The organism is Rhizobium grahamii (assembly GCF_009498215.1).
GTDB classification, from domain to species: domain Bacteria; phylum Pseudomonadota; class Alphaproteobacteria; order Rhizobiales; family Rhizobiaceae; genus Rhizobium; species Rhizobium grahamii_A.
The window spans coordinates 3,424,844-3,445,000 of the sequence record NZ_CP043498.1 but is presented as its reverse complement, the minus strand read 5'-3'; the positions used below and the strand labels follow the sequence as shown (position 1 = coordinate 3,445,000).

Below are 20,157 nucleotides of genomic sequence, written 5' to 3'. Positions count from 1 at the left end.
GCGCGACGATCTTCGTATCCTCGTCATGTCGGCGACGCTCGACGTCGCGAAGGTCGCGACGCTGCTTGGCGAGCCGCCTGTCATAGAGAGCATGGGACGCAGCTTTCCGATCGATATCCGATATCAGGACCGGCCTGGCGGTGAGCGCATCGAAGAGACCATGACGCGCGCGATCGTCGATGCGCATGCGAGTGAACAGGGTTCGATCCTGGCCTTCCTGCCGGGGCAGGCAGAGATTAAGCGGACGGCCGAGCGGCTCGAAGGGCGTTTCGGACCGGACACCATCATCACGCCGCTCTATGGCAACCTCACGCAGAGAGAGCAGGATGCAGCCATACGGCCGGCCGCAACCGGTACCCGCAAGATCGTGCTCGCGACCTCGATTGCCGAGACGTCGATCACCATCGACGGCGTGCGGATCGTCATCGATAGCGGCTTGCAGCGGCTTCCGGTGTTCGAGGCCGCAACCGGCATTACCCGGCTGGAGACCGTGCGGGTCTCCCGTGCTTCGGCCGACCAGCGTGCCGGGCGCGCCGGGAGAACCGAGCCAGGGATTGCAATCCGGCTTTGGCATCAGGGGCAGACTGCTGCCCTGCCCGCTTTCACACCGCCGCAGATTCTCTCCAGCGATCTTTCCGGCCTCGTCCTCGACCTCGCGCATTGGGGCGTTCAGGACGCCGGGTTGCTGTCTTTCGTGGACCAGCCACCGGAGACGACACTTTCGGAGGCGCGCGCGCTGCTGCGCCAGCTCGGCGCACTCGACAAGGAGGGTGCTCTCGCAGCGCGTGGAAAGACGATGCGCGAGCTTGCGCTGCCGCCACGTCTTGCTGCCATGGTCATTTCAGCCGGCGAGACCGGGCATGCGAAAGAGGCGGCGAGGCTTGCCGTGCTTTTGACCGAGCAGGGTCTCGGCGGAACCAGTATCGATATTGAAGAAAGAGCGCGGCGCTTCCGGTCGGAGCGCGGCGAGCGCGCCGAGGGCGCCCGTCAGCTCGCTTCGCGCCTTGCCAGCGGTCTCGATGCTGTTACCTCGACTGAGCCCAGCCACACTGGCCGGCTGCTGCTGCATGCCTTTCCTGATCGCATCGCGCTTCAACGTGGCGCACGCGGCCGCTTTCTCATGGCGAACGGGCGCGGCGCGGAATTGCCGGAGACCGAGCGGCTTGCTGCAAGCCAGATGCTTGTCATCGCGGACCTCACCGGACGGGCGGCCCAGGCACGCATTCTGGCGGCGGCGGAAATCTCGCGCGCCGAGGTGGATGCCGAATTGCCGGGCGCCATATCGACCGGCGAGCAGACGTTCTTCGACCGACAAAGCCGCCAAGTCAGGGCGAGACGGGCCACACGACTTGGCGCGATCGTATTTGACGAAGCACCCCTTCCCCGGCCGACAGGTGAGGCGGTGACGCGCGCGCTGGCGGAAGGCGTGCGCGAGTTGGGGCTGGAACAGCTTCCCTTTTCGAAAGAAGCGCTTCAGCTCCGCGAACGTATCGGCTTTCTTCATCGCGGCATCGGCGAACCGTGGCCTGATGTGAGCGACGAGGCGTTGCTGTCGCGTCTGGACGAATGGTTCGTTCCCTATCAGAGCGACGCGCGGGGATCTCGGACATTTCGGCCTCCGGTCTGTCGAACGGCCTGATTGCACTGATACCACATGAGTTGCAGCGAGACCTTGCCCGTCTCGCGCCGACGCATTTCGAAGCACCGACGGGCCAGCGGCATCCGATCCAGTATGATGGCGAAGAGCCGACACTGACGATCCGTGTCCAGGAGCTTTTCGGCCTCAGGCAGCATCCGTCGATCGCCGGTGGACGTCTGCCGCTGCTGCTCGAGCTGACATCACCAGCGCATCGGCCGATCCAGACGACACAGGATCTGCCGGGCTTCTGGGCCGGATCGTGGAAGGATGTGCGTGCCGACATGCGGGGCCGCTATCCGAGGCATCCCTGGCCGGAGCGCCCGGAAGAAGCACTGCCGACGACAAGGGCTAAGCCGCGTGGTACATGAGCCGAAAAGCGGCAAGGACAAGATTATGGTCGATGACGTCGAAAGCCTGACCGATGACGGCAGGCATCGCAGCAGAAGGCTCCGGCTTCAAACACTGATCCGGCTACGGTGGCTGGCGGTCGGGGGGCAGGCGCTGACCGTCTTCGTCGTTGCCTTCTGGCTGAAGTTTCCGTTGCCGCTCCTCGCAAGCGCGACCCTGATTGCGGCGCTCGCCATCGTCAACTTCTACCTGATGATCCGGTATCCGCCGACACATCGTATCGATCCTGGCGCTGCGTTCGTTCTTCTCGGCTTCGATCTCTTGCAGCTTTGTGCGTTGCTCTTCATTACGGGCGGACTTGCCAATCCGTTCGCAGCCCTCGTCTGTGTTCCCGTAATCATCTCCTTCGCCTCGCAGCCGATTCGCTACAGCACCGCCTTGATCCTGGTCGCGATGGTCTGCATCACCATTCTCGCCTTCTCGCCCTTCCCGCTCCCCTGGTTCGACGGCGTCGAGATCAATGTCCATAATGTCATGCAGTTCGGCGTCTGGTGTTCGATCGCCTCGACCATGGCTTTCGCGGCATTCTATGCCTACCGGGTTTCGATGGAGGCGAGCCAGCTCGCCGACGCGCTTGCGGCAACGGAGTTGGTGCTGCAGCGGGAGAAGCATCTTTCCCAGCTCGACGGCCTTGCCGCTGCAGCCGCGCATGAGCTTGGAACGCCGCTTGCCACCATCAGCGTCGTTGCCAAGGAGATGGAGCGAGAGCTGAAGGACGACGAACGGTTCCGCGAGGACGTGCAGTTGCTCCGCAGCCAAAGCGAGCGTTGCCGTGACATTCTAAGACGGCTTGCAACGCTTTCGGCGGAAGGTGACGCGCATCTGCGGCGCTTGCCGCTCTCCTCGATGATGGAGGAAATCGTCGCGCCCCATCGCGAATTCGGGATCAAGCTGGAGCTTGTCGAAAAGAACTCTCGAAAGGGCGAGCCGGTCACTGACCGCAATGCAGGCATTATGTATGGGCTCGGCAATCTCATCGAAAACGCCGTCGACTATGCGCGAGACAAGGTGACAGTCACGGTCGAGCACAATCAGCGGAGCGTGCGAATCACCGTGGAAGACGACGGCGACGGGTATTCACCGGATATTCTGACGAGGATCGGCGAGCCTTATGTAACGAAAAGACAGAGAGAGGATCGTGCCGGCGGTCTCGGCCTCGGCCTGTTCATCGCGAAGACGCTTCTGGAACGCTCAGGCGCGTTGCTGATTTTCGAGAATCGCGCTCCACAGGGCGCCGGCGCCCGCGTGCGTGTCGAATGGCCGCGCATGCTCATTGATGCACATTCGACAAAATAACTGTATCGGCCTACTTAAAGACTGCGACATAATAAGGCGGGCAGCATTAGGGTTGAGATGATGAGCGAACCGGACCACGATACTTCCACTGCAAACGAGGATCACATCGGTCCCGATGCCAGCCTGTTGATCGTGGACGACGACGGCCCGTTCCTTCGCCGGCTCGCACGCGCCATGGAAGCGCGTGGCTTTCGGGTGGAGACCGCGGAATCCGTTTCGGAAGGCGTCGCCAAATCGAAGAGTCATCCGCCGAAATATGCCGTCGTCGATTTGCGGCTTGGCGACGGCAACGGCCTCGATGTCATCGAGGCTATCCGGCAGCGCCGTGACGACACTCGAATCATCGTCCTGACCGGTTACGGTAATATCGCGACGGCCGTAACAGCGGTCAAACTCGGCGCGGTGGACTATCTGGCCAAGCCGGCGGATGCTGATGATGTCTACGCGGCATTGACGCAGCGCGCCGGCGAGAAGGCTGAGCTGCCTGAGAACCCGATGTCGGCCGATCGCGTTCGTTGGGAACATATCCAGCGGGTTTATGAAATGTGCGAGCGCAATGTTTCCGAAACCGCACGGCGGCTGAACATGCATCGACGCACGCTTCAGCGAATCCTTGCCAAACGCGCGCCGAAATAACCAGCACTGTCAGATCTCGTCGACGTCGAAAGGCTTGCCATTGGCCCATTCGGCCATGAGCAGGCGCTGGGCGGCTGCGCGCGAGAAGCTCAGCGTTACCGCTTTTCGCGTCGCGGGGGGCAGCCGGTGCTCGGGCGCCTCGCGCAGCATATGTGCGCCGTAGCCATCTGAGAGGAAGAGACCGCACTCCTCAGGGAAGATATCCAGCGGCACATCCTTGTGGGTGGCGAAGAAAAGCCGGTCGCAGTGCTGCCTATACTCGGGCCACTTGCGGTCGACGCGGAAATCTTCGATCGACGTCTTGATCTCGATGATCCAGATCTCGCCTTTCTCGGAAAGGGTGATCAGATCGGCACGCCGGCCGCTGGCGAGCGGCAGTTCGGGAAGAACAGCATGACGCATTTCATGAAGTAGAATCTGCGTTCCACGACGCACCAGCATGGCCCTGTCCGATTGCCGGCCGTCGATTAACGGATTGTTATTGTAAACACTCAAAATCGTCATGGATAACCGTGGGGAGATAGCGGCTGTTGTTGCAAAAAAACCATGCGGTTCTAGTTTGCCGTTGCGTATTCGCTCTGCCGCACTGCAACAGCTTGCAAAGGCAAAGTTAATCGAAAATAAACCATAATCAAAGATGGTTCAGAAGAACGATCCTCCCTTGCCCCATTACTAAGAGACATCCATGCGCATCCGCAATGCACTTCCTGTATTCGGCCTGATGGCGACGCTCGCTCTGGCCGGTTGCTCCACGACTTCCGAAAGCGCCTCCGTCGAAAACAAGGATGCTGTCGCCGCAGGACCGACCGTTCAGACGGCGCAGATCTTCGATGATGCCTACGGTGTCACGACGGATGCGGGCTACTCGCTTCCGGCGATCCCGATCCAGAAGGTCAAGCCGCAGTTCCGCCGGCAGGTTGTCTCCTACGAAACCACGGAACGCCCGGGGACGATCATCGTCAACACGCGCGAGCGTTTCCTTTACTACATCCTGCCAGGCGGCAAGGCGATGCGCTACGGCATCGGCGTCGGCAAGCAGGGCTTCGCCTGGGCCGGTACGGCCTACGTTGCCTGGAAGCAGGAATGGCCGACCTGGCACCCGCCGAAGGAAATGGCAGAGCGCAAGCCTGAAGTTGCCAAGTACGTCGAAGAAGGCATGGGCCCCGGTCTGACCAACCCGCTCGGCGCGCGCGCCATGTACCTCTTCAACGAAGAAGGCAAGGACACCCTGTTCCGCCTGCACGGCACGCCGGAATGGGCTTCGATCGGCACGGCCGCTTCCTCGGGCTGCATTCGCCTTATGAACCAGGACGTCATCGACCTCTACAACCGCGTTCGCCCGGGCAAGAACACGTCCAAGGTCGTCGTTATCCAGTAAGCTGGACGCCAAATTCGTTATAAAAAAGGCCGCCGGAGCTTTCGTCCCGGCGGCCTTTTCTTTTGCGTGTTCGGCAATCACGCCGATGCTTTGGCCTTTAGTTCCAGACGACGGCGATGCAGGACCGGCTCCGTATAGCCGTTCGGCTGCGCCCTGCCCTTCAAGACAAGATCGAGCGCCGCCTGGAAAGCGATCGAACCGTTGAAGTCGGCCGCCATCGGCGCGTAGGCTGGGTCGGATGCATTCTGCTGGTCGACGATCGCGGCCATACGCTTCATTGTCTCGACGACCTGCTCTTCGCTTGTCACTTTGTGATGCAGCCAGTTGGCCATATGCTGGGCGGAGATGCGCAACGTCGCACGATCCTCCATCAGGCCGACATTGTTGATGTCAGGAACCTTGGAGCAACCAACGCCGTGGTCGACCCAACGAACGACGTAGCCCAGAATGCCCTGGGCATTGTTGTCGAGTTCGCGCTGGATTTCCTCCGGCGTCCAATTCGGCCGTATTGCGACCGGCACCGAAAGGATGTCGGAGAGCTTGGCGCGGGCGCGATCCTTCAGGCCCTGCTGGACGCGGGCGACATTGACGCGGTGATAATGGGTGGCGTGAAGCGTAGCGGCGGTCGGCGACGGAACCCAGGCGGTATTGGCGCCGGCCTTCGGGTGGGCGATCTTCTGTTCCAGCATTGCCGCCATCAGATCCGGCATTGCCCACATGCCTTTGCCGATCTGCGCATGACCGGAAAGGCCGCATTCGAGACCGATATCGACGTTCCAGTTCTCGTAGGCTGCGATCCAGGCAGCCTGCTTCATGTCGCCCTTGCGAATCATCGGCCCGGCTTCCATCGAAGTATGGATCTCGTCGCCGGTGCGGTCCAGGAAGCCGGTGTTGATGAAGACGACGCGTTCGCGGGCGCCGCGGATGCATTCCTTGAGGTTAACGGTCGTGCGCCGTTCCTCGTCCATGATGCCCATCTTGATCGTGTTGCGCGCCATGCCGAGGGCATCTTCAACGCGCGAGAAGATCTCGGCGGCGAATGCCACTTCCTCGGGACCGTGCATCTTCGGCTTGACCACATAGACCGAACCGGTGCGGGAATTCTTGCGGCGGCCATTCGGGCCGACGTCGTAGAGTGCGATCATCCCAGTGATCATCGCGTCCATGATCCCTTCAGGCACTTCATTGCCGTCGCGATCAAGGATAGCCGGATTCGTCATCAGGTGGCCGACGTTGCGAACCAGCATAAGCGAGCGGCGATGCACTTCAAACGACGCACCCGATGCATCGTTGTACTGAAGATCGGGATTGAGTTTGCGAATGAAACTCGAGCCGCCCTTCGAGACTTCCTCCTGGAGGTCGCCCTTCATGAGGCCGAGCCAATTGCGATAGACGACGACCTTGTCCTCGGCATCGACCGCAGCGATCGAGTCTTCGCAATCCATGATCGTCGTGATGGCCGATTCCAGCCAGACGTCGGAAATGTGGGCCGGGTCGCTCTTGCCAATCGCAGTCGAGGCATCGATGACAATGTCGACGTGGATGCCGTTGTTCTTCAACAGGATGTGCGTCGGTGCGGAAGCGTTGCCCTGATAGCCGGCAAAGTGCGCGGGATCAGCTAGCGAAACCCGCTCACCATCGGTCGAGGTGACGGCAAGCGTACCGTCCTGAACCGCAAACGCCGCGACGTCCTTCCAGCTCCAGCCGTCAAGCGGCGCCGCCGTGTCCAGGAAATCGCGAGCCCAGGCAATGACCTTTTCGCCGCGCTTCGAATTGTAACCCTTGCCCTTCTCGGCGCCGTCGGTCTCGGGAATCGCATCCGTGCCGTAGAGCGCGTCATAGAGCGAGCCCCAGCGGGCGTTGGCGGCGTTCAGCGCGTAGCGCGCATTCATGACGGGAACGACAAGCTGAGGGCCGGCGATCGAGGCGATCTCAGGATCGACGTTCGTCGTCGTGACCTGGAAATCCGAACCTTCCGGCAGGATATAGCCGATGTCGCGCAGAAACGCCTGATAGGCTTCCATATCGGTCGGTGCACCATGCTGGCGGTACCAGTCGTCGATGCGAAGCTGGAGTGCATCGCGCTTTGCGAGCAACTCGCGATTGCGCGGCGCCAGATCGTGGACGATGGCCGAGAAATCGGCAAAGAACTTTTCGGCATCGATCTTCAAGCCGGGCAGCGCTTCCTTAACCAGAAAATCGTGAAGGACGGCTTCAACAGCAAGACCGTTTTTATCGATGCGGCTCATTCCATATCTCCTCAGACCCACGCGGGCTTTTCACATGCTGCCACTTTGCCCGGCTTTCATTCATAGTCAATTAAGCAATAGTTCTAAAGATTTATGTCCATTAAGGAACACATCTCGGCGTGACGCGCATTGGCAGGCCGTTTTGCGGCTGCGTCGTCAGTTTCTGCACCGGCCAGGGATTGGTCTGGTCGGTCATGTCGAAGCGGAAACGGTGCATCAGGACGGCGAGAGCGATAACGGCCTCCTGTAGCGCGAAGGTCGCGCCGATGCAGACGCGCGGGCCGGCACCGAACGGCAGGAACTGGAAACGGCCGATGTTGCCGCGATTTTCCGGCAGGAACCGCTCCGGCATGTATGCGCGCGGCTTGTCCCAATAGAGTTCGTGGCGATGCAGCGTCCATGGCATGATAAGGACAGTGACGCCGGCCTCAATTTCCACCGTCTCGCCTTTGGCGTTGGTCCAGCGATCGGCGGCGATGGCGGCGCGGTTGATCGACGGTGCCGGTGGATAGAGCCGAAGCGCCTCTTCGAAAGCGGCGCGCGTGTAGGGCATCAGGTCGAGCCACTTCACTGGCTCAACCTCCTGAGCCAGGACACGGTCGATCTCCTCCTCCATCGCCTCGCGGATAGCAGGCGTGTTCGCGACGCAATAAAGCGTCCAGGCGAGAGCCCGCGCCGTCGTCTCGTGGCCGGCGCCGATGAAGGTCAGAATATTGTCTTCGATCTCGTCGTTCGTCAGCCCTCCGCTCTCGGCCTGTTCCAGAAGGAGGGTCAGGAAATCTTCGGGAGCGGTAGCGCGATCGGCGCGCATGCGTGCAAGGCGGGCGTCCATGGTCTCCCGGACAATGTTGCGGAACTTGTCGAGCACCTTCTGCCCGCCGATGCGCGTGACGCGCGGAATCCATGATGGCGCGCGCAAGAGGTCCATCGGGTCGACGCGCCCCATCCTGTGCAGAAGCGCATTAACGTCGTCGGCAAAGCTGTCGGAGGAGGTGACGATCTCGCCGGAGAAGAGCGTGTCGGCGAGCATGGCGAAGGTCAGTTCCGTCATGTCAGCAGCAATCTCGAAGACTTTGCCGTCGCTGCCATCAGCTTCGTACTTGCGCGCATAGTCCTGAGACTGCCGGAGCATTTGCCCGGCAAAGCCGTTCGCGTGGCGCGGCGTGAAAACCGGCGCTACGGCCTTGCGGGAGCGTTTCCACACATCTCCTTCCGCCGTCAGCAGCCCGTCGCGAAGGATCGGGCGCAAGATGAGCTGGCGAATATCCGACATCCGGTAGTTGGCGGCATTGTCGACCAGTACGTGACGGATCAAGCCGGGATCATTGACGATCAGCGTTCTTTCGCGAAAGAAGCGCGTCTGAATCCACGGCAACGTATAGGACGGCTCGCCCCAGAGCTCGAGCGGGTTGCGCAGAATGGTGCGAATGATCTCGAGCCGGCTGGGCGGCACCGTGCGGGGCACGGGTGCGGGCGGTACGAAAGGATCTGGACGCATGTCCATCAGAACTCAGCCTTTTCACAGGAGAAATAAGCCCTCCCGGCAAGGCGAAAGCTAGGGCAAGCGCTCCAACTCGTCCAGCTTGTCGTTGACCAGCCAGCCGTAATAGTTTTCTTCCGGCCAGACGGTTTCCCCGGAAGCGCGGTTCTTCGCGGCAAGGGCCGCGGCACGCTGTCGCGAGTTGCCAACATTGTAGAGCGTCGCCGTCAATCCGGGGTTCTTGGAGATATCCATGCCGGCGATCTGCTTGTAATCGTCGATCGACCGGCGGATGGAGGCGGCGACAAAGGCGAGCGAGATATCCGGCTGCATGATCGCCTTGTAGACGGAGCCGGCGTCCTTCTCGTTCAGCTTCTCGTAGCCCGAAACCTTGGATACCAGATCAGTCAGCATCAGGGCCGTCAGAGGGTTGATCTGACCGAGCCCGAAGGTCTGGCCGGCGTAGAAGGGCTGGAAGAAAACCGCACTGAAGCGATTGTTCGGGTAGCTCTTGCCGTCAACAGTCTTGCCGCGGAAATCACTTTCCCAGACGTCCTCGCGGCAGCTCCACAATGTATAGGAGTCGCTCTTGCCGTTGCATTCCGCAAACTGTGGCCGCTTGATGAAATCATCCACGTCTTCGCCGCTGTAGGCGAAGCGGAAGCTCTCGCCAGCATAGGATGCCGCCTTAACATAGTAGGACTGCAGGCGGTCATAAGCATCGACATTGTAGGTATGCTCGCCGACGATTGCGCCGATTACATGGATCGGATCGATGCCGTAAGCGGCCGAAACCTTCCTGATCTTGGCCATCAGCTCGTGATCCGACGCCAGGAGGTCATGCACCTTGTCGTACTTGCGATCGAACGTGCTCTTCGTGCCCTTGGTGCGGCGAACCGAGGCGCCCGGAATATCCGGCTGCTCCGCGTGACGGTTGCCTGGCGGCACCACCTGCATGGCGAAGGCGGGTACCGACGTCAGCACGGCAGCGGCAATCAAGAGGCTTGTCAGAAAACGTCGCACGATCAGCGTTCCCATCGTTTCATGGCAATGTCGCGAAGCGCGCTGACTGGACCACAATCTTGGCCGAATAATGCTGGCGCTGACAACAAAACGGGCCCTTCACTAAAAAGTAAAAGGCCCGCTGTCGAGAGTTGAAGCTGTCAAAATCGCGGGATCACATCAGTAAGACGCGCCCCGATGCTTGTTCATCACAGGATGAAACGTGACAGATCGGTGTTTTGCGCCAGATCGCCGACATGCTTGCGCACGTATTCGGCGTCGATTGTGACGCTTGAGCCGCCACGATCCGGCGCGTTGAACGAGATTTCGTCCAGCACACGCTCCATCACGGTCTGCAGGCGTCGGGCGCCGATGTTCTCGACCGAGGAGTTCAGGTGCACGGCGACATCCGCCAGAGCATCGATACCGTCGTCGGTGAATTCGAGGCCGAGGCCTTCCGTCTCCATCAGTGCCTTGTATTGCCTGATAAGGCTCGCCTCGGTTTCCGTCAGGATACGGCGGAAATCTTCCTTGGTGAGCGGACGCAGCTCGACACGGATCGGCAAACGGCCCTGGAGTTCCGGCAGCAGATCGGACGGCTTGGAGACATGGAAAGCACCGGACGCAATGAAAAGCACATGATCCGTCTTCACCGGGCCGTACTTCGTCGACACCGTCGTGCCTTCGACCAGCGGAAGCAGGTCGCGCTGCACGCCTTCGCGCGAAACGCCGGCGCCCATGCCACCATCGCGAGCGGCGATCTTGTCGATCTCGTCGAGGAAGACGATGCCGTCATTCTCGACAGCCCGGATCGCCTCACGCTGAATGACTTCGTTGTCGATCAGCTTGTCGGATTCGTCGCGGATCAGGTCCGTATAAGACGCCTTGACCGTCGTGCGGACCTTCTTGGTGCGGCCGCCCATCGCCTTGCCGAACATTTCGGAGAGATTGAGCACGCCGATATTGCCGCCCTGCATGCCGGGAATATCGAAACCGCCCATGCCTGTGGCGGTATCGGCGATCTCGATATCGATTTCCTTGTCATCAAGCTCGCCACTGCGCAGCTTCTTGCGGAAGCTGTCGCGGGTTGCCGGCGACGACGTGGCACCGACGAGCGCGTCGAGAACGCGTTCCTCCGCACTCATGTGCGCCTTGGCCTGGACTTCGCTCCGCTTCTTTTCGCGAGCGAGACCAATGCCAACCTCGACGAGGTCACGGATGATCTGCTCGACATCACGGCCGACATAGCCGACTTCGGTGAACTTCGTGGCTTCAACCTTGATGAAAGGGGCGCCTGCGAGCTTGGCGAGGCGACGGGAGATTTCCGTCTTGCCGACGCCGGTCGGGCCGATCATCAGGATGTTCTTGGGCATCACTTCGTCGCGCAGGCTCTCATCGAGCTGCTGGCGGCGCCAGCGGTTGCGCAGCGCGATCGCGACGGCGCGCTTGGCGTCATGCTGGCCGATGATGTGACGGTCCAACTCGGAGACGATTTCCCGGGGTGAAAAATTGGTCATGATATCCTCTTGGCTTTCCCGTTGCGGCCGGCCGTTCTCGGCCCGGCCCACGGGACCCATGTTCAAAGATTGACGTTATTCCGCATCCAGCGTTTCGACCACGAGATTGTGGTTGGTGTAGACGCAGATATCAGCGGCAATATCGAGCGCTCGACGCGCGATCTCCTCGGCCGACTTGTCGGTATCCATCAAGGCGCGGGCCGCAGCGAGCGCAAAATTGCCGCCAGAGCCGATCGCCATGGCGCCGTGTTCGGGCTCGAGAACATCACCATTGCCCGTTATCGCAAGCGTCACCTGCTTGTCGGCGACGAGCATCATGGCTTCGAGGTTGCGAAGATACTTGTCCGTGCGCCAATCCTTGGCAAGCTCGACGGCAGCGCGCATCAGCTGGCCCGGATATTGTTCGAGCTTCTTTTCGAGACGTTCGAGAAGCGTGAAGGCATCCGCGGTGGCGCCTGCGAAACCGGCGATAACCTCGCCCTTGCCGATGCGCCGCACCTTGCGGGCGTTGCCTTTCATCACGGTCTGGCCGAGGCTCACCTGACCGTCGCCGGCCATGATGACCTTGCCGCCCTTTCGAACTGTAACAATCGTTGTCATCTGCTATACCTTTGCCCGTCTGCCGGGCTTGTTGCGCCGGGCCGAACGCCGACCCTGTCGAGCCCTATGTAAGTGCGTGAATGGCGATTGCAAATGGCGTCTTTTTCTGCCGCTGCGGTTCTGGATATTTCACGGCTTGCCTGATAAGGAACCCGCGTATTTCCTGATGGAGCAGCCATATGGCCGAGACCGCAGCAAGCCGCACGGGCGCAGTGTCCCGCAAGACGAACGAGACTTCAGTTTCGGTTTCCGTCAATCTCGACGGTACCGGAAAGTCGAAAATCTCGACGGGCGTCGGCTTCTTCGACCATATGCTCGACCAACTGTCACGACATTCGCTCATCGACATGGAGATCGACACCAAGGGCGATCTGCACGTCGACGATCACCACGCGGTCGAAGACACGGGCATCGCGATCGGCCAGGCGATTGCCAAGGCGCTCGGCGACCGCCGCGGCATCACGCGCTATGCCTCGATCGACCTTGCGATGGACGAGACGATGACGAAGGCAGCCGTCGATCTCTCCGGTCGTCCGTTCCTCGTCTGGAACGTCGCCTTCAGCGCGCCGAAGATCGGCACGTTCGACACCGAGCTCGTTCGCGAATTCTTCCAGGCGCTTGCCCAGAACGCCGGCATCACCTTGCATATTCTCAACCATTATGGTGCCAACAACCACCATATTGCAGAGACGTGCTTCAAGGCCGTTGCCCGCGCGCTGCGTACGGCGACAGAGATCGATCCGAGACAGGCGGGCCGTGTTCCCTCGACGAAGGGCACGCTCGTCTGAGCCCCCTGAGGGAGCTTGACGATATGACTTCCAGCTATCTGGTTCTGACTGCGCCTGGCGGAACGGACACTGACCACGAGAAGACGCGCTTCATTCGCGACGGCTTTACCTTGCTCGGTTTTCTCTTTCCCTGGATATGGCTCGCCGTCCATCGCCTGTGGCTCTACGCCATTGCGGCATTTCTCCTGCAAACCCTGGGCGGCGCGCTGGCCGACCGGACCGACCTATGGCCAGTCGGCATCGCAATCACCTTCGGCACCAGTCTGCTGGTAGCGCTTGAAGGTCAGAATTTGCGCGCCCGTAATCTGCTCGCGAAAGGCTGGGGCGAAGCCGATCTCGTTTCGGCCGACTCGCTTGAGACCGCGGAAGAAATCTACTTTTCGAATGTCCAGACCGATGCAGGCGACAGCTGTCCGGCGCCCTCGCCGCAATGGGATCCTGCATCCCATGCGCCGCGACGCGGCAACGCCACTTCGCTCGGTCTCTTTGGTTTTGATGGAGGGCGCTGAATGCGCGTCGCAATTATAGACTACGGCTCCGGCAATCTACGTTCGGCAACGAAGGCCTTCGAACGCGCTGCGCGGGAAGCCGGCATCGATGCCGCAATCGAGCTGACGGATAACGCGGAAACCGTGGCAGCCGCTGATCGCGTCGTGTTGCCAGGTGTTGGCGCCTATGCCGACTGCCGACGCGGGCTCGATGCCGTTCCCGGCATGTCAGAGGTGCTGATCGATGTGGTGCAGAATAAAGCCCGGCCTTTCCTCGGCATCTGCGTCGGCATGCAGCTGATGTCGTCGCGCGGTCTTGAGAAGACCGTCACCGATGGCTTCGGCTGGATTCCCGGCGATGTCGTTGAAATGACGCCCGATGATGCCAACCTGAAGATCCCACAGATCGGCTGGAATACGCTGGACCTGAAGTCTCCTCACCCGCTTTTCGATGGCATTCCGACCGGACCGAACGGGCTGCATGCCTATTTCGTTCATTCCTACCATCTGGCGGCGAAGAACCCCGGTGACGTGATCGCAACGGCCGACTACGGCGGCCCGATCACCGCTTTCGTCGGGCGCGACAACATGGCCGGAGCTCAGTTCCATCCTGAAAAGAGCCAGAAGCTCGGTCTCGCCCTGATTGCCAATTTCCTGCGCTGGAAGCCCTGAGCTCGCGCACTGCAAGGACTGACAAATGATCCTATTTCCTGCAATCGATCTCAAGGATGGCCAGTGCGTTCGCCTCAAGCTCGGCGATATGGAACAGGCGACCGTCTACAATCCCGATCCCGGCGCCCAGGCAAAGGCCTTTGAAGATCAAGGCTTCGAATGGCTGCACGTCGTTGATCTGAACGGCGCTTTCGCCGGCGAAAGCGTCAATGGCTCGGCTGTCGATGCGATCCTGAAGGCGACGAAGAACCCCGTTCAGCTTGGCGGCGGCATTCGCACACTCGACCATATCGAAAGCTGGTTGTCGCGTGGCCTCGCCCGCGTCATTCTCGGGACGATCGCCGTGCGCGATCCGGCGCTGGTGATCGAGGCGTGCAAGACGTTTCCCGGTCGTGTTGCCGTCGGCATCGACGCCAAGGGCGGCAAGGTTGCTGTCGAGGGTTGGGCAAAGGCTTCGGAGCTTGGTGTTATTGAACTTGCGAAGAAGTTTGAAGGCGCCGGCGTTGCCGCGATCATCTACACCGACATCGACCGTGACGGCATCCTCGCCGGTATCAACTGGGCATCGACGCTCGAGCTTGCCGAGGCCGTGTCGATCCCGGTCATCGCATCGGGTGGCCTTGCTTCGATCGAGGACGTGAAACGGATGCTCGAACCGGATGCACGCAAGCTTGAGGGTGCGATTTCCGGTCGCGCGCTCTATGATGGACGCATCGACCCGGCAGCAGCGCTGGCGCTGATTTCGGCCGCACGCGCGAAGGAGACTGCACAATGACCTTGAAGGCTCGTGTCATTCCCTGTCTCGACGTCAAGGACGGTCGCGTCGTCAAGGGCGTCAACTTCGTCAACCTCATCGATGCCGGAGATCCGGTCGAGGCTGCCAAGGCTTACGATGCCGCCGGCGCCGATGAACTCTGCTTCCTCGACATCACCGCGTCTTCGGACAATCGCGAAACGATCTTCGATGTCGTCGCACGTACGGCCGAGCAATGCTTCATGCCCGTAACCGTCGGCGGTGGTGTTCGCACCATCGCTGATATCCGCAAGCTGCTTCTCTGTGGCGCGGACAAGGTATCGATCAATTCAGCGGCGGTGAACAACCCCGATTTCGTTGCCGAAGCCGCCGACAAGTTCGGCGATCAGTGCATCGTTGTGTCGATCGACGCCAAGCGCCGGACCACGCCCGCGCAGGGCAACGTCAGCGCCTGGGAGATCTACACACATGGCGGCCGCAACGCGACTGGCATCGACGCCGTGGATTTCGCCCGGAAGATGGTCGAACGCGGCGCTGGCGAACTGCTTGTAACCTCGATGGACCGGGACGGAACAAAAGTCGGCTACGATCTCGAACTGACGCGCGCCATTGCGGATTCGGTTCGGGTGCCGGTCATTGCCTCGGGTGGCGTCGGCGATCTCGATGATCTCGTGGCGGGCGTCAAGCAGGGACATGCCAACGCTGTGTTGGCCGCTTCGATCTTCCACTTCGGCACCTATTCCGTCGGCGAAGCGAAGCGCTATATGTCGTCTTGCGGCATCGACATGCGCCTGGACTGAGAGGGACGCAGAATCATGAGCGAATTTACCCTCGCCGACCTCGAAAAGATCGTCGATAGCAGGTCGAAGGCCTCCCCGGACGAATCCTGGACGGCAAAACTCGTTGCATCAGGTCAGCCGAAAGCCGCGAAGAAGCTCGGCGAAGAGGCGATCGAGGCCGTGATGGCCGCGATCACCGACGATCGAGAGAACCTCACCTATGAAGCCGCCGACCTTCTCTATCACCTATTGGTCGTATTGAAGGTCGCGGGCATTCCGTTGCAAAGTGTCATGGCGGAGCTTGAGCGCCGTACCGCTCAATCCGGCCTGAAAGAAAAGGCGAGCCGGCAAAGTTCATGAGTATCGCAAGACAGCTCATCGGAGCGCCAGAGACGCTCGATCACTTTCAGGCGAATGCCTATTCGCCCTATCACTTCTTTTCTTCCGAGGAATGGGCGCATTTCCGTGCGGACACGCCGCTCACCCTGAAAAGCGACGAGGTCAAACGGCTGCGCTCCATGGGCGACCCGATAGATCTCGATGAAGTACGGCGGATCTATCTCTCGCTCTCGCGCCTCCTCTCGGCGCATGTGGAATCGTCGCAGCTGCTTTTCGAACAGCGCAACCGATTCCTGAGCCTCTCCGACGTGGCAAAGACGCCGTTCGTGATCGGCATCGCGGGTTCGGTTGCCGTCGGTAAATCGACCACGGCCCGTATCCTGAAGGAACTTTTGACGCGCTGGCCATCCAGCCCGAAGGTGGATCTCGTTACGACCGACGGCTTCCTGCATCCGAACGCCGTGCTGCAGCGTGAAAACCTGATGCAGCGCAAGGGTTTTCCCGAGAGCTACGATACAGGTGCGATCTTACGCTTTCTGGCAGCGATCAAGGCGGGCCAGCCGAACGTCAAAGCCCCCTCCTATTCGCATCTGGTTTACGATGTCCTGCCCAACGAATACAAGATCGTTGACCGGCCGGATATTCTCATCTTCGAGGGTATCAATGTCCTGCAGTCGCGCGACCTGCCGGCCGGCGGCAAGATCGTGCCGATGGTGTCCGACTTCTTCGACTTCTCGATCTACATCGATGCGGACGAAAGCCGGATTCACGACTGGTATGTGACGCGCTTCATGCGACTGCGTGAAACAGCGTTCCGCGATCCGCACTCCTTCTTCCACCGCTACGCCTCTATCAGCGAGGAAGATGCGCTGACGATCGCGGAAGGCCTCTGGGAAAACATCAACCTGAAGAACCTGCGCGAAAACATCCTGCCGACGCGTCCGCGTGCCGACCTGATCCTGCGCAAGGGGAACAACCACCTGATCGAACAAGTTGCGCTGAGAAAGCTCTAGAGCCTTTCCGGGTTATATTGAACCATTATGTTGGCTCAAACGGAGTTGAATGGTCGACCGGCCGGCGCGCGTCGTAGCCAACGCATACGACTAAGCCGACCGGTCGATCAGGCAGCCCGTTTCAGCCAACCCCGTTGGTTTGCTTGCAAACTAGCTAGGGCCGGGCATCTTTCCGCCAAGGATCAAAGGCGATCGGCTCGGACGTACCAAGGGGTATGCCTTCGCCAATCGCCTTTGCCCTGTCGAAAACCTGCTCCGGCAGAATGGTTCAAGATAACCCAGAAAGGCTCTAGGCCGTTACCCGGCGAAGTGTGAGATTGATGCGGCCGCCGTTCTTCAGCAGCGTCGATGTCGACGGATAGATCTTGTCGACGCCGTGGAAACAAAGGCGCCCCTCGGCTCCCAAGACAACGACATCACCGCTTGAGAGCTTGAAGGAGAGCGTCCGGTCGTTGCGCGCAAGGCCGCCGACGCGAAACAGACAGCTATTGCCAAGCGAGATAGACACAACAGGCGCCGCGAGATCCTGCTCGTCCTTGTCCTGATGCAAACCCATGCGCGCCTCGTCGGAATAGAAGTTGACGAGGCAGGCCTGCGGCGGCTTGTCGTAGCCGGAGACATCGTTCCAGATTTCCAGCAGTTCCACGGGGATATCAGGCCAGGGCTTGCCTGACATGGGATGCATCGACTGGTAGCGGTAGCCGCGCTCCTTGTCGGTGACCCAGCCGAGCGGACCGCAATTCGTCATGCGAACCGACATCGGCTTGCCGGTGCCGGGCATGACGGGCACGAACAGCGGCGCCTCGGCCACGATCGACCGGATGATATCAACCAGTGCCTGCTGCCGTGGCCGATCCAGATAATCAGGACGATGACTGACGCCGTTCGGCAGCTTCAGCATATCAATCTCCGAGCGGTCGCCCGCGCATCTTCTTTACCTCCGACCGGCCCGACTTCGCCTTGAGCCGGCGTTCGATCGATCCCTTGGTGGGCTTGGTTTTCTTGCGTGGCGGCGGCGGCGGTTTTGCGGCTTCCAGAATCAGCTCCTTAAGCCGCTCGCGCGCGTCTTCGCGGTTGCGATCCTGGCTGCGAAAGCGGCTTGCCTCGATCATCAGCACGCCTTCTTTCGAAAGGCGCTTGCCGGAAAGCTTGACCGCACTCGCCTTCACGCGCTCATTCAGGGATGGTGAGTTCGGAATATTGAAGAAGAGTTGGACCGCCGTCGAAACCTTGTTGACGTTCTGCCCGCCCGGACCGCCCGCCAGCACGAACTGCTCCGTCAGCTCCCATCCGGCAATAGTGATTCGATCATTTATATAGAGCGGGTCGCTGGCCATGCGATTTCTATCTCACATCGGCAGGTCCTTGGGAACAGACAAAGAAACCCGGCTGATACAGCCGGGTTTCACGTGAATCATCAATCAGTTGTCGCTGATTTACTCAGCTGCGACGCGAAACCCAGGGGCCGCATCGCGCACCCCGCCGTCGACGTGGCTCTCAAACTTGGCGAAGTTCTCGATGAACATCGCCACAAGCTTGCTTGCCTGTGCGTCATAGGCAACCGGATCCTGCCACGTCGAACGCGGATCAAGAATGGCTGTCTCGACACCCGGCACTGCGACCGGAACCGCGAAGCCGAAATTCGGATCGACGCGGAAGTCGGCCTTGCCAAGATCACCGGAGAGCGCTGCGGCGAGCAGCGTGCGGGTTGCCTTGATCGGCATGCGCTTGCCGGCGCCATAAGCTCCACCCGTCCAGCCGGTGTTGACAAGCCAGCACTCGACGCCGTGACGACCGATGAGATCCTTCAGCAGGTTTCCGTATTCCGACGGATGCCGCGGCATGAAGGGTGCGCCGAAGCAGGTCGAGAAGGTCGCTTCCGGCTCGGTCACGCCCCGCTCGGTGCCTGCCACCTTCGCGGTGTAGCCGGACAGGAAGTGGTACATCGCCTGATCCGGCGTCAGCTTGGCGATCGGCGGCATGACACCGAACGCATCGGCCGTCAGCATGATGATCGTCTTCGGATGCCCGGCAAGACCGCTCTTCGAGGCGTTTGGAATGAAGTCCAGCGGGTATGCGCAACGCGTGTTTTCGGTCAGCGAGCCGTCGTTGAAGTCGGGTTCGCGCTGGTCGTTCAGGACAACGTTTTCGAGGACGGTGCCGAAGCGCTGCGTCGTCGCGTAGATCTCCGGCTCGGCTTCTGCCGACAGGCGGATGGTCTTGGCGTAGCAGCCACCTTCGAAGTTGAAAATGCCGTCCTCACCCCAGCCGTGCTCGTCGTCGCCGATCAGCGTGCGAGCCGGATCTGCCGAAAGCGTCGTCTTGCCGGTGCCCGAGAGACCGAAGAAAACCGCCGCGTCGCCATCAGGGCCGACGTTGGCCGAGCAGTGCATCGGCATGACGCCCTTTGCGGGAAGCAGGTAATTCAGAACGGTGAAGACCGACTTCTTCATCTCGCCGGCGTAGAATGTGCCGGCGATCAGCACTTCGCCGTTCGTCAGGTCGCAAGCAATGACGGTTTCGGTGCGGCAGCCGTAGCGTTCCGGATCTGCCTTGAACGTCGGCAGGTTGATGATCGTCAGTTTCGGAGCGAATGTCCCAAGCGCCGAGGCCTCGGGACGGATCAGCAGGTTCCGAATGAACAGCGAATGCCAGGCAAGTTCGGTCACGACGCGCGTCGGCAAGGCATTGTTTTCGTCAGCGCCCCCGATGAGATCCTGAACGAACAGGTCCTTGCCGGCGGCGTGCGCGAGCATGTCCTGCTTCAGCAGCGCGAAGTGCTGCGGCGACATCGGCTTGTTGTTATCCCACCAGATCTGGTCGTCGGTATTGCCATCGCGAACGACAAACTTGTCGCGCGGCGAGCGGCCGGTGTGCTGGCCGGTCAGTGCGCGCAAGGCACCATGGGCGGTCAGCTGAGCCTCGCCCCGGCGAATCGATTCTTCATAGAGGGAGGCGGCCGTAAAGTTATAGCGAACGCTGTTTGCGCTCCCCAAACCGATCGTCGCCAGCTCTATCGCCGGGTTGTGGACTCCGAACAGCTCCATGGTCTTTCCCTTCCCTTGAGGCTCGTGCCGTTAAGAACTGGGGTGACCGTACGGGTTGATTTTTTAAAACGC

19 protein-coding genes and 1 pseudogene (1 of these 20 running past the window's edge) are annotated in these 20,157 nt (G+C 60.6%); 11 read left to right on the top strand and 9 right to left on the bottom strand.

Features of this window, described 5'->3' with window-relative positions:
- The 3 genes and pseudogenes from hrpB to FZ934_RS16525 form a co-directional block, all read left to right on the top strand.
- Positions 1–2,007: pseudogene (gene hrpB / locus FZ934_RS16535) on the top strand (ATP-dependent helicase HrpB) (it extends 449 nt beyond the left edge of the window).
- A 25-nt stretch (positions 2,008–2,032) separates the two neighbouring features.
- Positions 2,033–3,343, top strand: coding sequence for an ActS/PrrB/RegB family redox-sensitive histidine kinase (locus tag FZ934_RS16530; RefSeq protein ID WP_153271958.1), 1,311 nt, complete (start codon positions 2,033–2,035; stop codon positions 3,341–3,343).
- A 60-nt stretch (positions 3,344–3,403) separates the two neighbouring features.
- On the top strand, positions 3,404–3,979 hold the full coding sequence (locus tag FZ934_RS16525) for an ActR/PrrA/RegA family redox response regulator transcription factor (RefSeq protein WP_113359751.1): 576 nt from the start codon (positions 3,404–3,406) through the stop codon (positions 3,977–3,979).
- Between the two features lie 9 nt (positions 3,980–3,988).
- Here FZ934_RS16525 and FZ934_RS16520 read toward each other — a convergent pair whose 3' ends face one another.
- On the bottom strand, positions 3,989–4,483 hold the full coding sequence (locus FZ934_RS16520; RefSeq protein WP_153271957.1) for an MmcB family DNA repair protein: 495 nt from the start codon (positions 4,481–4,483) through the stop codon (positions 3,989–3,991).
- Positions 4,484–4,664: 181 nt separating this feature from the next.
- Between FZ934_RS16520 and FZ934_RS16515 the strand changes: the two genes are divergently transcribed.
- Positions 4,665–5,357 carry a L,D-transpeptidase gene (locus FZ934_RS16515; protein WP_153271956.1) on the top strand — a complete coding sequence of 231 codons (693 nt, stop codon included), beginning with the start codon at positions 4,665–4,667 and terminating at the stop codon, positions 5,355–5,357.
- 77 nt (positions 5,358–5,434) lie between these two features.
- Here FZ934_RS16515 and FZ934_RS16510 read toward each other — a convergent pair whose 3' ends face one another.
- From FZ934_RS16510 to hslV, 5 genes are all read right to left on the bottom strand, one after another.
- Positions 5,435–7,606: a malate synthase G gene (locus tag FZ934_RS16510; protein ID WP_153271955.1), complete on the bottom strand. Its 2,172-nt coding sequence runs from the start codon at positions 7,604–7,606 to the stop codon at positions 5,435–5,437.
- Positions 7,607–7,706: 100 nt separating this feature from the next.
- A complete protein-coding gene (locus FZ934_RS16505; RefSeq protein ID WP_153271954.1) occupies positions 7,707–9,110 on the bottom strand; it encodes a cytochrome P450 in 1,404 nt (467 codons plus the stop codon).
- 51 nt (positions 9,111–9,161) lie between these two features.
- Positions 9,162–10,109 carry a DUF1402 family protein gene (locus FZ934_RS16500; RefSeq protein WP_153271953.1) on the bottom strand — a complete coding sequence of 316 codons (948 nt, stop codon included), beginning with the start codon at positions 10,107–10,109 and terminating at the stop codon, positions 9,162–9,164.
- A gap of 188 nt (positions 10,110–10,297) precedes the next feature.
- Positions 10,298–11,605, bottom strand: coding sequence for an ATP-dependent protease ATPase subunit HslU (gene hslU, locus FZ934_RS16495; RefSeq protein ID WP_153271952.1), 1,308 nt, complete (start codon positions 11,603–11,605; stop codon positions 10,298–10,300).
- A gap of 75 nt (positions 11,606–11,680) precedes the next feature.
- Positions 11,681–12,205 carry an ATP-dependent protease subunit HslV gene (hslV, locus tag FZ934_RS16490; RefSeq protein ID WP_113359762.1) on the bottom strand — a complete coding sequence of 175 codons (525 nt, stop codon included), beginning with the start codon at positions 12,203–12,205 and terminating at the stop codon, positions 11,681–11,683.
- Between the two features lie 179 nt (positions 12,206–12,384).
- On the opposite strand from hslV, the gene hisB reads away from it, so the two are divergent.
- From hisB to coaA, 7 genes are read left to right on the top strand one after another with little or no spacing between them, the layout of a single operon-like run.
- Complete coding sequence (hisB, locus tag FZ934_RS16485; RefSeq protein ID WP_113359764.1) at positions 12,385–12,993, top strand: imidazoleglycerol-phosphate dehydratase HisB; 609 nt, start codon at positions 12,385–12,387, stop codon at positions 12,991–12,993.
- A 23-nt stretch (positions 12,994–13,016) separates the two neighbouring features.
- A complete protein-coding gene (locus FZ934_RS16480) occupies positions 13,017–13,502 on the top strand; it encodes a DUF2628 domain-containing protein (protein WP_153271951.1) in 486 nt (161 codons plus the stop codon).
- On the top strand, positions 13,503–14,153 hold the full coding sequence (gene hisH, locus FZ934_RS16475; RefSeq protein WP_153271950.1) for an imidazole glycerol phosphate synthase subunit HisH: 651 nt from the start codon (positions 13,503–13,505) through the stop codon (positions 14,151–14,153). It abuts the gene before it with no gap.
- Positions 14,154–14,178: 25 nt separating this feature from the next.
- The gene (gene hisA / locus FZ934_RS16470; RefSeq protein ID WP_153271949.1) at positions 14,179–14,928 is read left to right on the top strand and encodes a 1-(5-phosphoribosyl)-5-[(5-phosphoribosylamino)methylideneamino]imidazole-4-carboxamide isomerase; all 750 of its coding nucleotides are present in this window, start codon (positions 14,179–14,181) and stop codon (positions 14,926–14,928) included.
- Positions 14,925–15,707 carry an imidazole glycerol phosphate synthase subunit HisF gene (gene hisF, locus FZ934_RS16465; RefSeq protein WP_153271948.1) on the top strand — a complete coding sequence of 261 codons (783 nt, stop codon included), beginning with the start codon at positions 14,925–14,927 and terminating at the stop codon, positions 15,705–15,707. The genes hisA and hisF overlap by 4 nt, the downstream gene beginning before the upstream one ends.
- Before the next feature lie 15 nt (positions 15,708–15,722).
- Positions 15,723–16,046 (top strand): phosphoribosyl-ATP diphosphatase, encoded by a 324-nt coding sequence (locus FZ934_RS16460; protein WP_153271947.1) that lies wholly within the window; start codon positions 15,723–15,725, stop codon positions 16,044–16,046.
- Positions 16,043–17,038 (top strand): type I pantothenate kinase, encoded by a 996-nt coding sequence (gene coaA, locus FZ934_RS16455; protein ID WP_153271946.1) that lies wholly within the window; start codon positions 16,043–16,045, stop codon positions 17,036–17,038. Before FZ934_RS16460 ends, coaA begins: the two co-directional genes overlap by 4 nt.
- Positions 17,039–17,327: 289 nt before the next feature.
- On the opposite strand, the gene FZ934_RS16450 is transcribed toward coaA, so the two are convergent.
- The 3 genes from FZ934_RS16450 to FZ934_RS16440 all read right to left on the bottom strand — a co-directional run bounded on the left by FZ934_RS16450 (position 17,328) and on the right by FZ934_RS16440 (position 20,085).
- The gene (locus FZ934_RS16450) at positions 17,328–17,939 is read right to left on the bottom strand and encodes an alpha-ketoglutarate-dependent dioxygenase AlkB family protein (RefSeq protein WP_153271945.1); all 612 of its coding nucleotides are present in this window, start codon (positions 17,937–17,939) and stop codon (positions 17,328–17,330) included.
- A gap of 1 nt (position 17,940) precedes the next feature.
- A complete protein-coding gene (gene arfB / locus FZ934_RS16445; RefSeq protein WP_153271944.1) occupies positions 17,941–18,375 on the bottom strand; it encodes an alternative ribosome rescue aminoacyl-tRNA hydrolase ArfB in 435 nt (144 codons plus the stop codon).
- A 99-nt stretch (positions 18,376–18,474) separates the two neighbouring features.
- Positions 18,475–20,085: a phosphoenolpyruvate carboxykinase gene (locus tag FZ934_RS16440; RefSeq protein WP_153271943.1), complete on the bottom strand. Its 1,611-nt coding sequence runs from the start codon at positions 20,083–20,085 to the stop codon at positions 18,475–18,477.
- Between the last annotated feature and the right edge of the window lie 72 nt (positions 20,086–20,157).

Coding starts and splice junctions, on each gene's coding strand:
- FZ934_RS16515 (WP_153271956.1), top strand. CDS start 4,665: ATGCGCATCCGCAATGCACTTCCTGTATTCGGCCTGATGGCGACGCTC.
- FZ934_RS16510 (WP_153271955.1), bottom strand. CDS start 7,606: ATGAGCCGCATCGATAAAAACGGTCTTGCTGTTGAAGCCGTCCTTCAC.
- FZ934_RS16520 (WP_153271957.1), bottom strand. CDS start 4,483: ATGACGATTTTGAGTGTTTACAATAACAATCCGTTAATCGACGGCCGG.
- FZ934_RS16530 (WP_153271958.1), top strand. CDS start 2,033: ATGGTCGATGACGTCGAAAGCCTGACCGATGACGGCAGGCATCGCAGC.
- hisF (WP_153271948.1), top strand. CDS start 14,925: ATGACCTTGAAGGCTCGTGTCATTCCCTGTCTCGACGTCAAGGACGGT.
- FZ934_RS16505 (WP_153271954.1), bottom strand. CDS start 9,110: ATGGACATGCGTCCAGATCCTTTCGTACCGCCCGCACCCGTGCCCCGC.
- hslV (WP_113359762.1), bottom strand. CDS start 12,205: ATGACAACGATTGTTACAGTTCGAAAGGGCGGCAAGGTCATCATGGCC.
- FZ934_RS16460 (WP_153271947.1), top strand. CDS start 15,723: ATGAGCGAATTTACCCTCGCCGACCTCGAAAAGATCGTCGATAGCAGG.
- arfB (WP_153271944.1), bottom strand. CDS start 18,375: ATGGCCAGCGACCCGCTCTATATAAATGATCGAATCACTATTGCCGGA.
- hisB (WP_113359764.1), top strand. CDS start 12,385: ATGGCCGAGACCGCAGCAAGCCGCACGGGCGCAGTGTCCCGCAAGACG.
- FZ934_RS16440 (WP_153271943.1), bottom strand. CDS start 20,085: ATGGAGCTGTTCGGAGTCCACAACCCGGCGATAGAGCTGGCGACGATC.
- hisA (WP_153271949.1), top strand. CDS start 14,179: ATGATCCTATTTCCTGCAATCGATCTCAAGGATGGCCAGTGCGTTCGC.
- hslU (WP_153271952.1), bottom strand. CDS start 11,605: ATGACCAATTTTTCACCCCGGGAAATCGTCTCCGAGTTGGACCGTCAC.
- FZ934_RS16525 (WP_113359751.1), top strand. CDS start 3,404: ATGAGCGAACCGGACCACGATACTTCCACTGCAAACGAGGATCACATC.
- coaA (WP_153271946.1), top strand. CDS start 16,043: ATGAGTATCGCAAGACAGCTCATCGGAGCGCCAGAGACGCTCGATCAC.
- FZ934_RS16480 (WP_153271951.1), top strand. CDS start 13,017: ATGACTTCCAGCTATCTGGTTCTGACTGCGCCTGGCGGAACGGACACT.
- FZ934_RS16450 (WP_153271945.1), bottom strand. CDS start 17,939: ATGCTGAAGCTGCCGAACGGCGTCAGTCATCGTCCTGATTATCTGGAT.
- hisH (WP_153271950.1), top strand. CDS start 13,503: ATGCGCGTCGCAATTATAGACTACGGCTCCGGCAATCTACGTTCGGCA.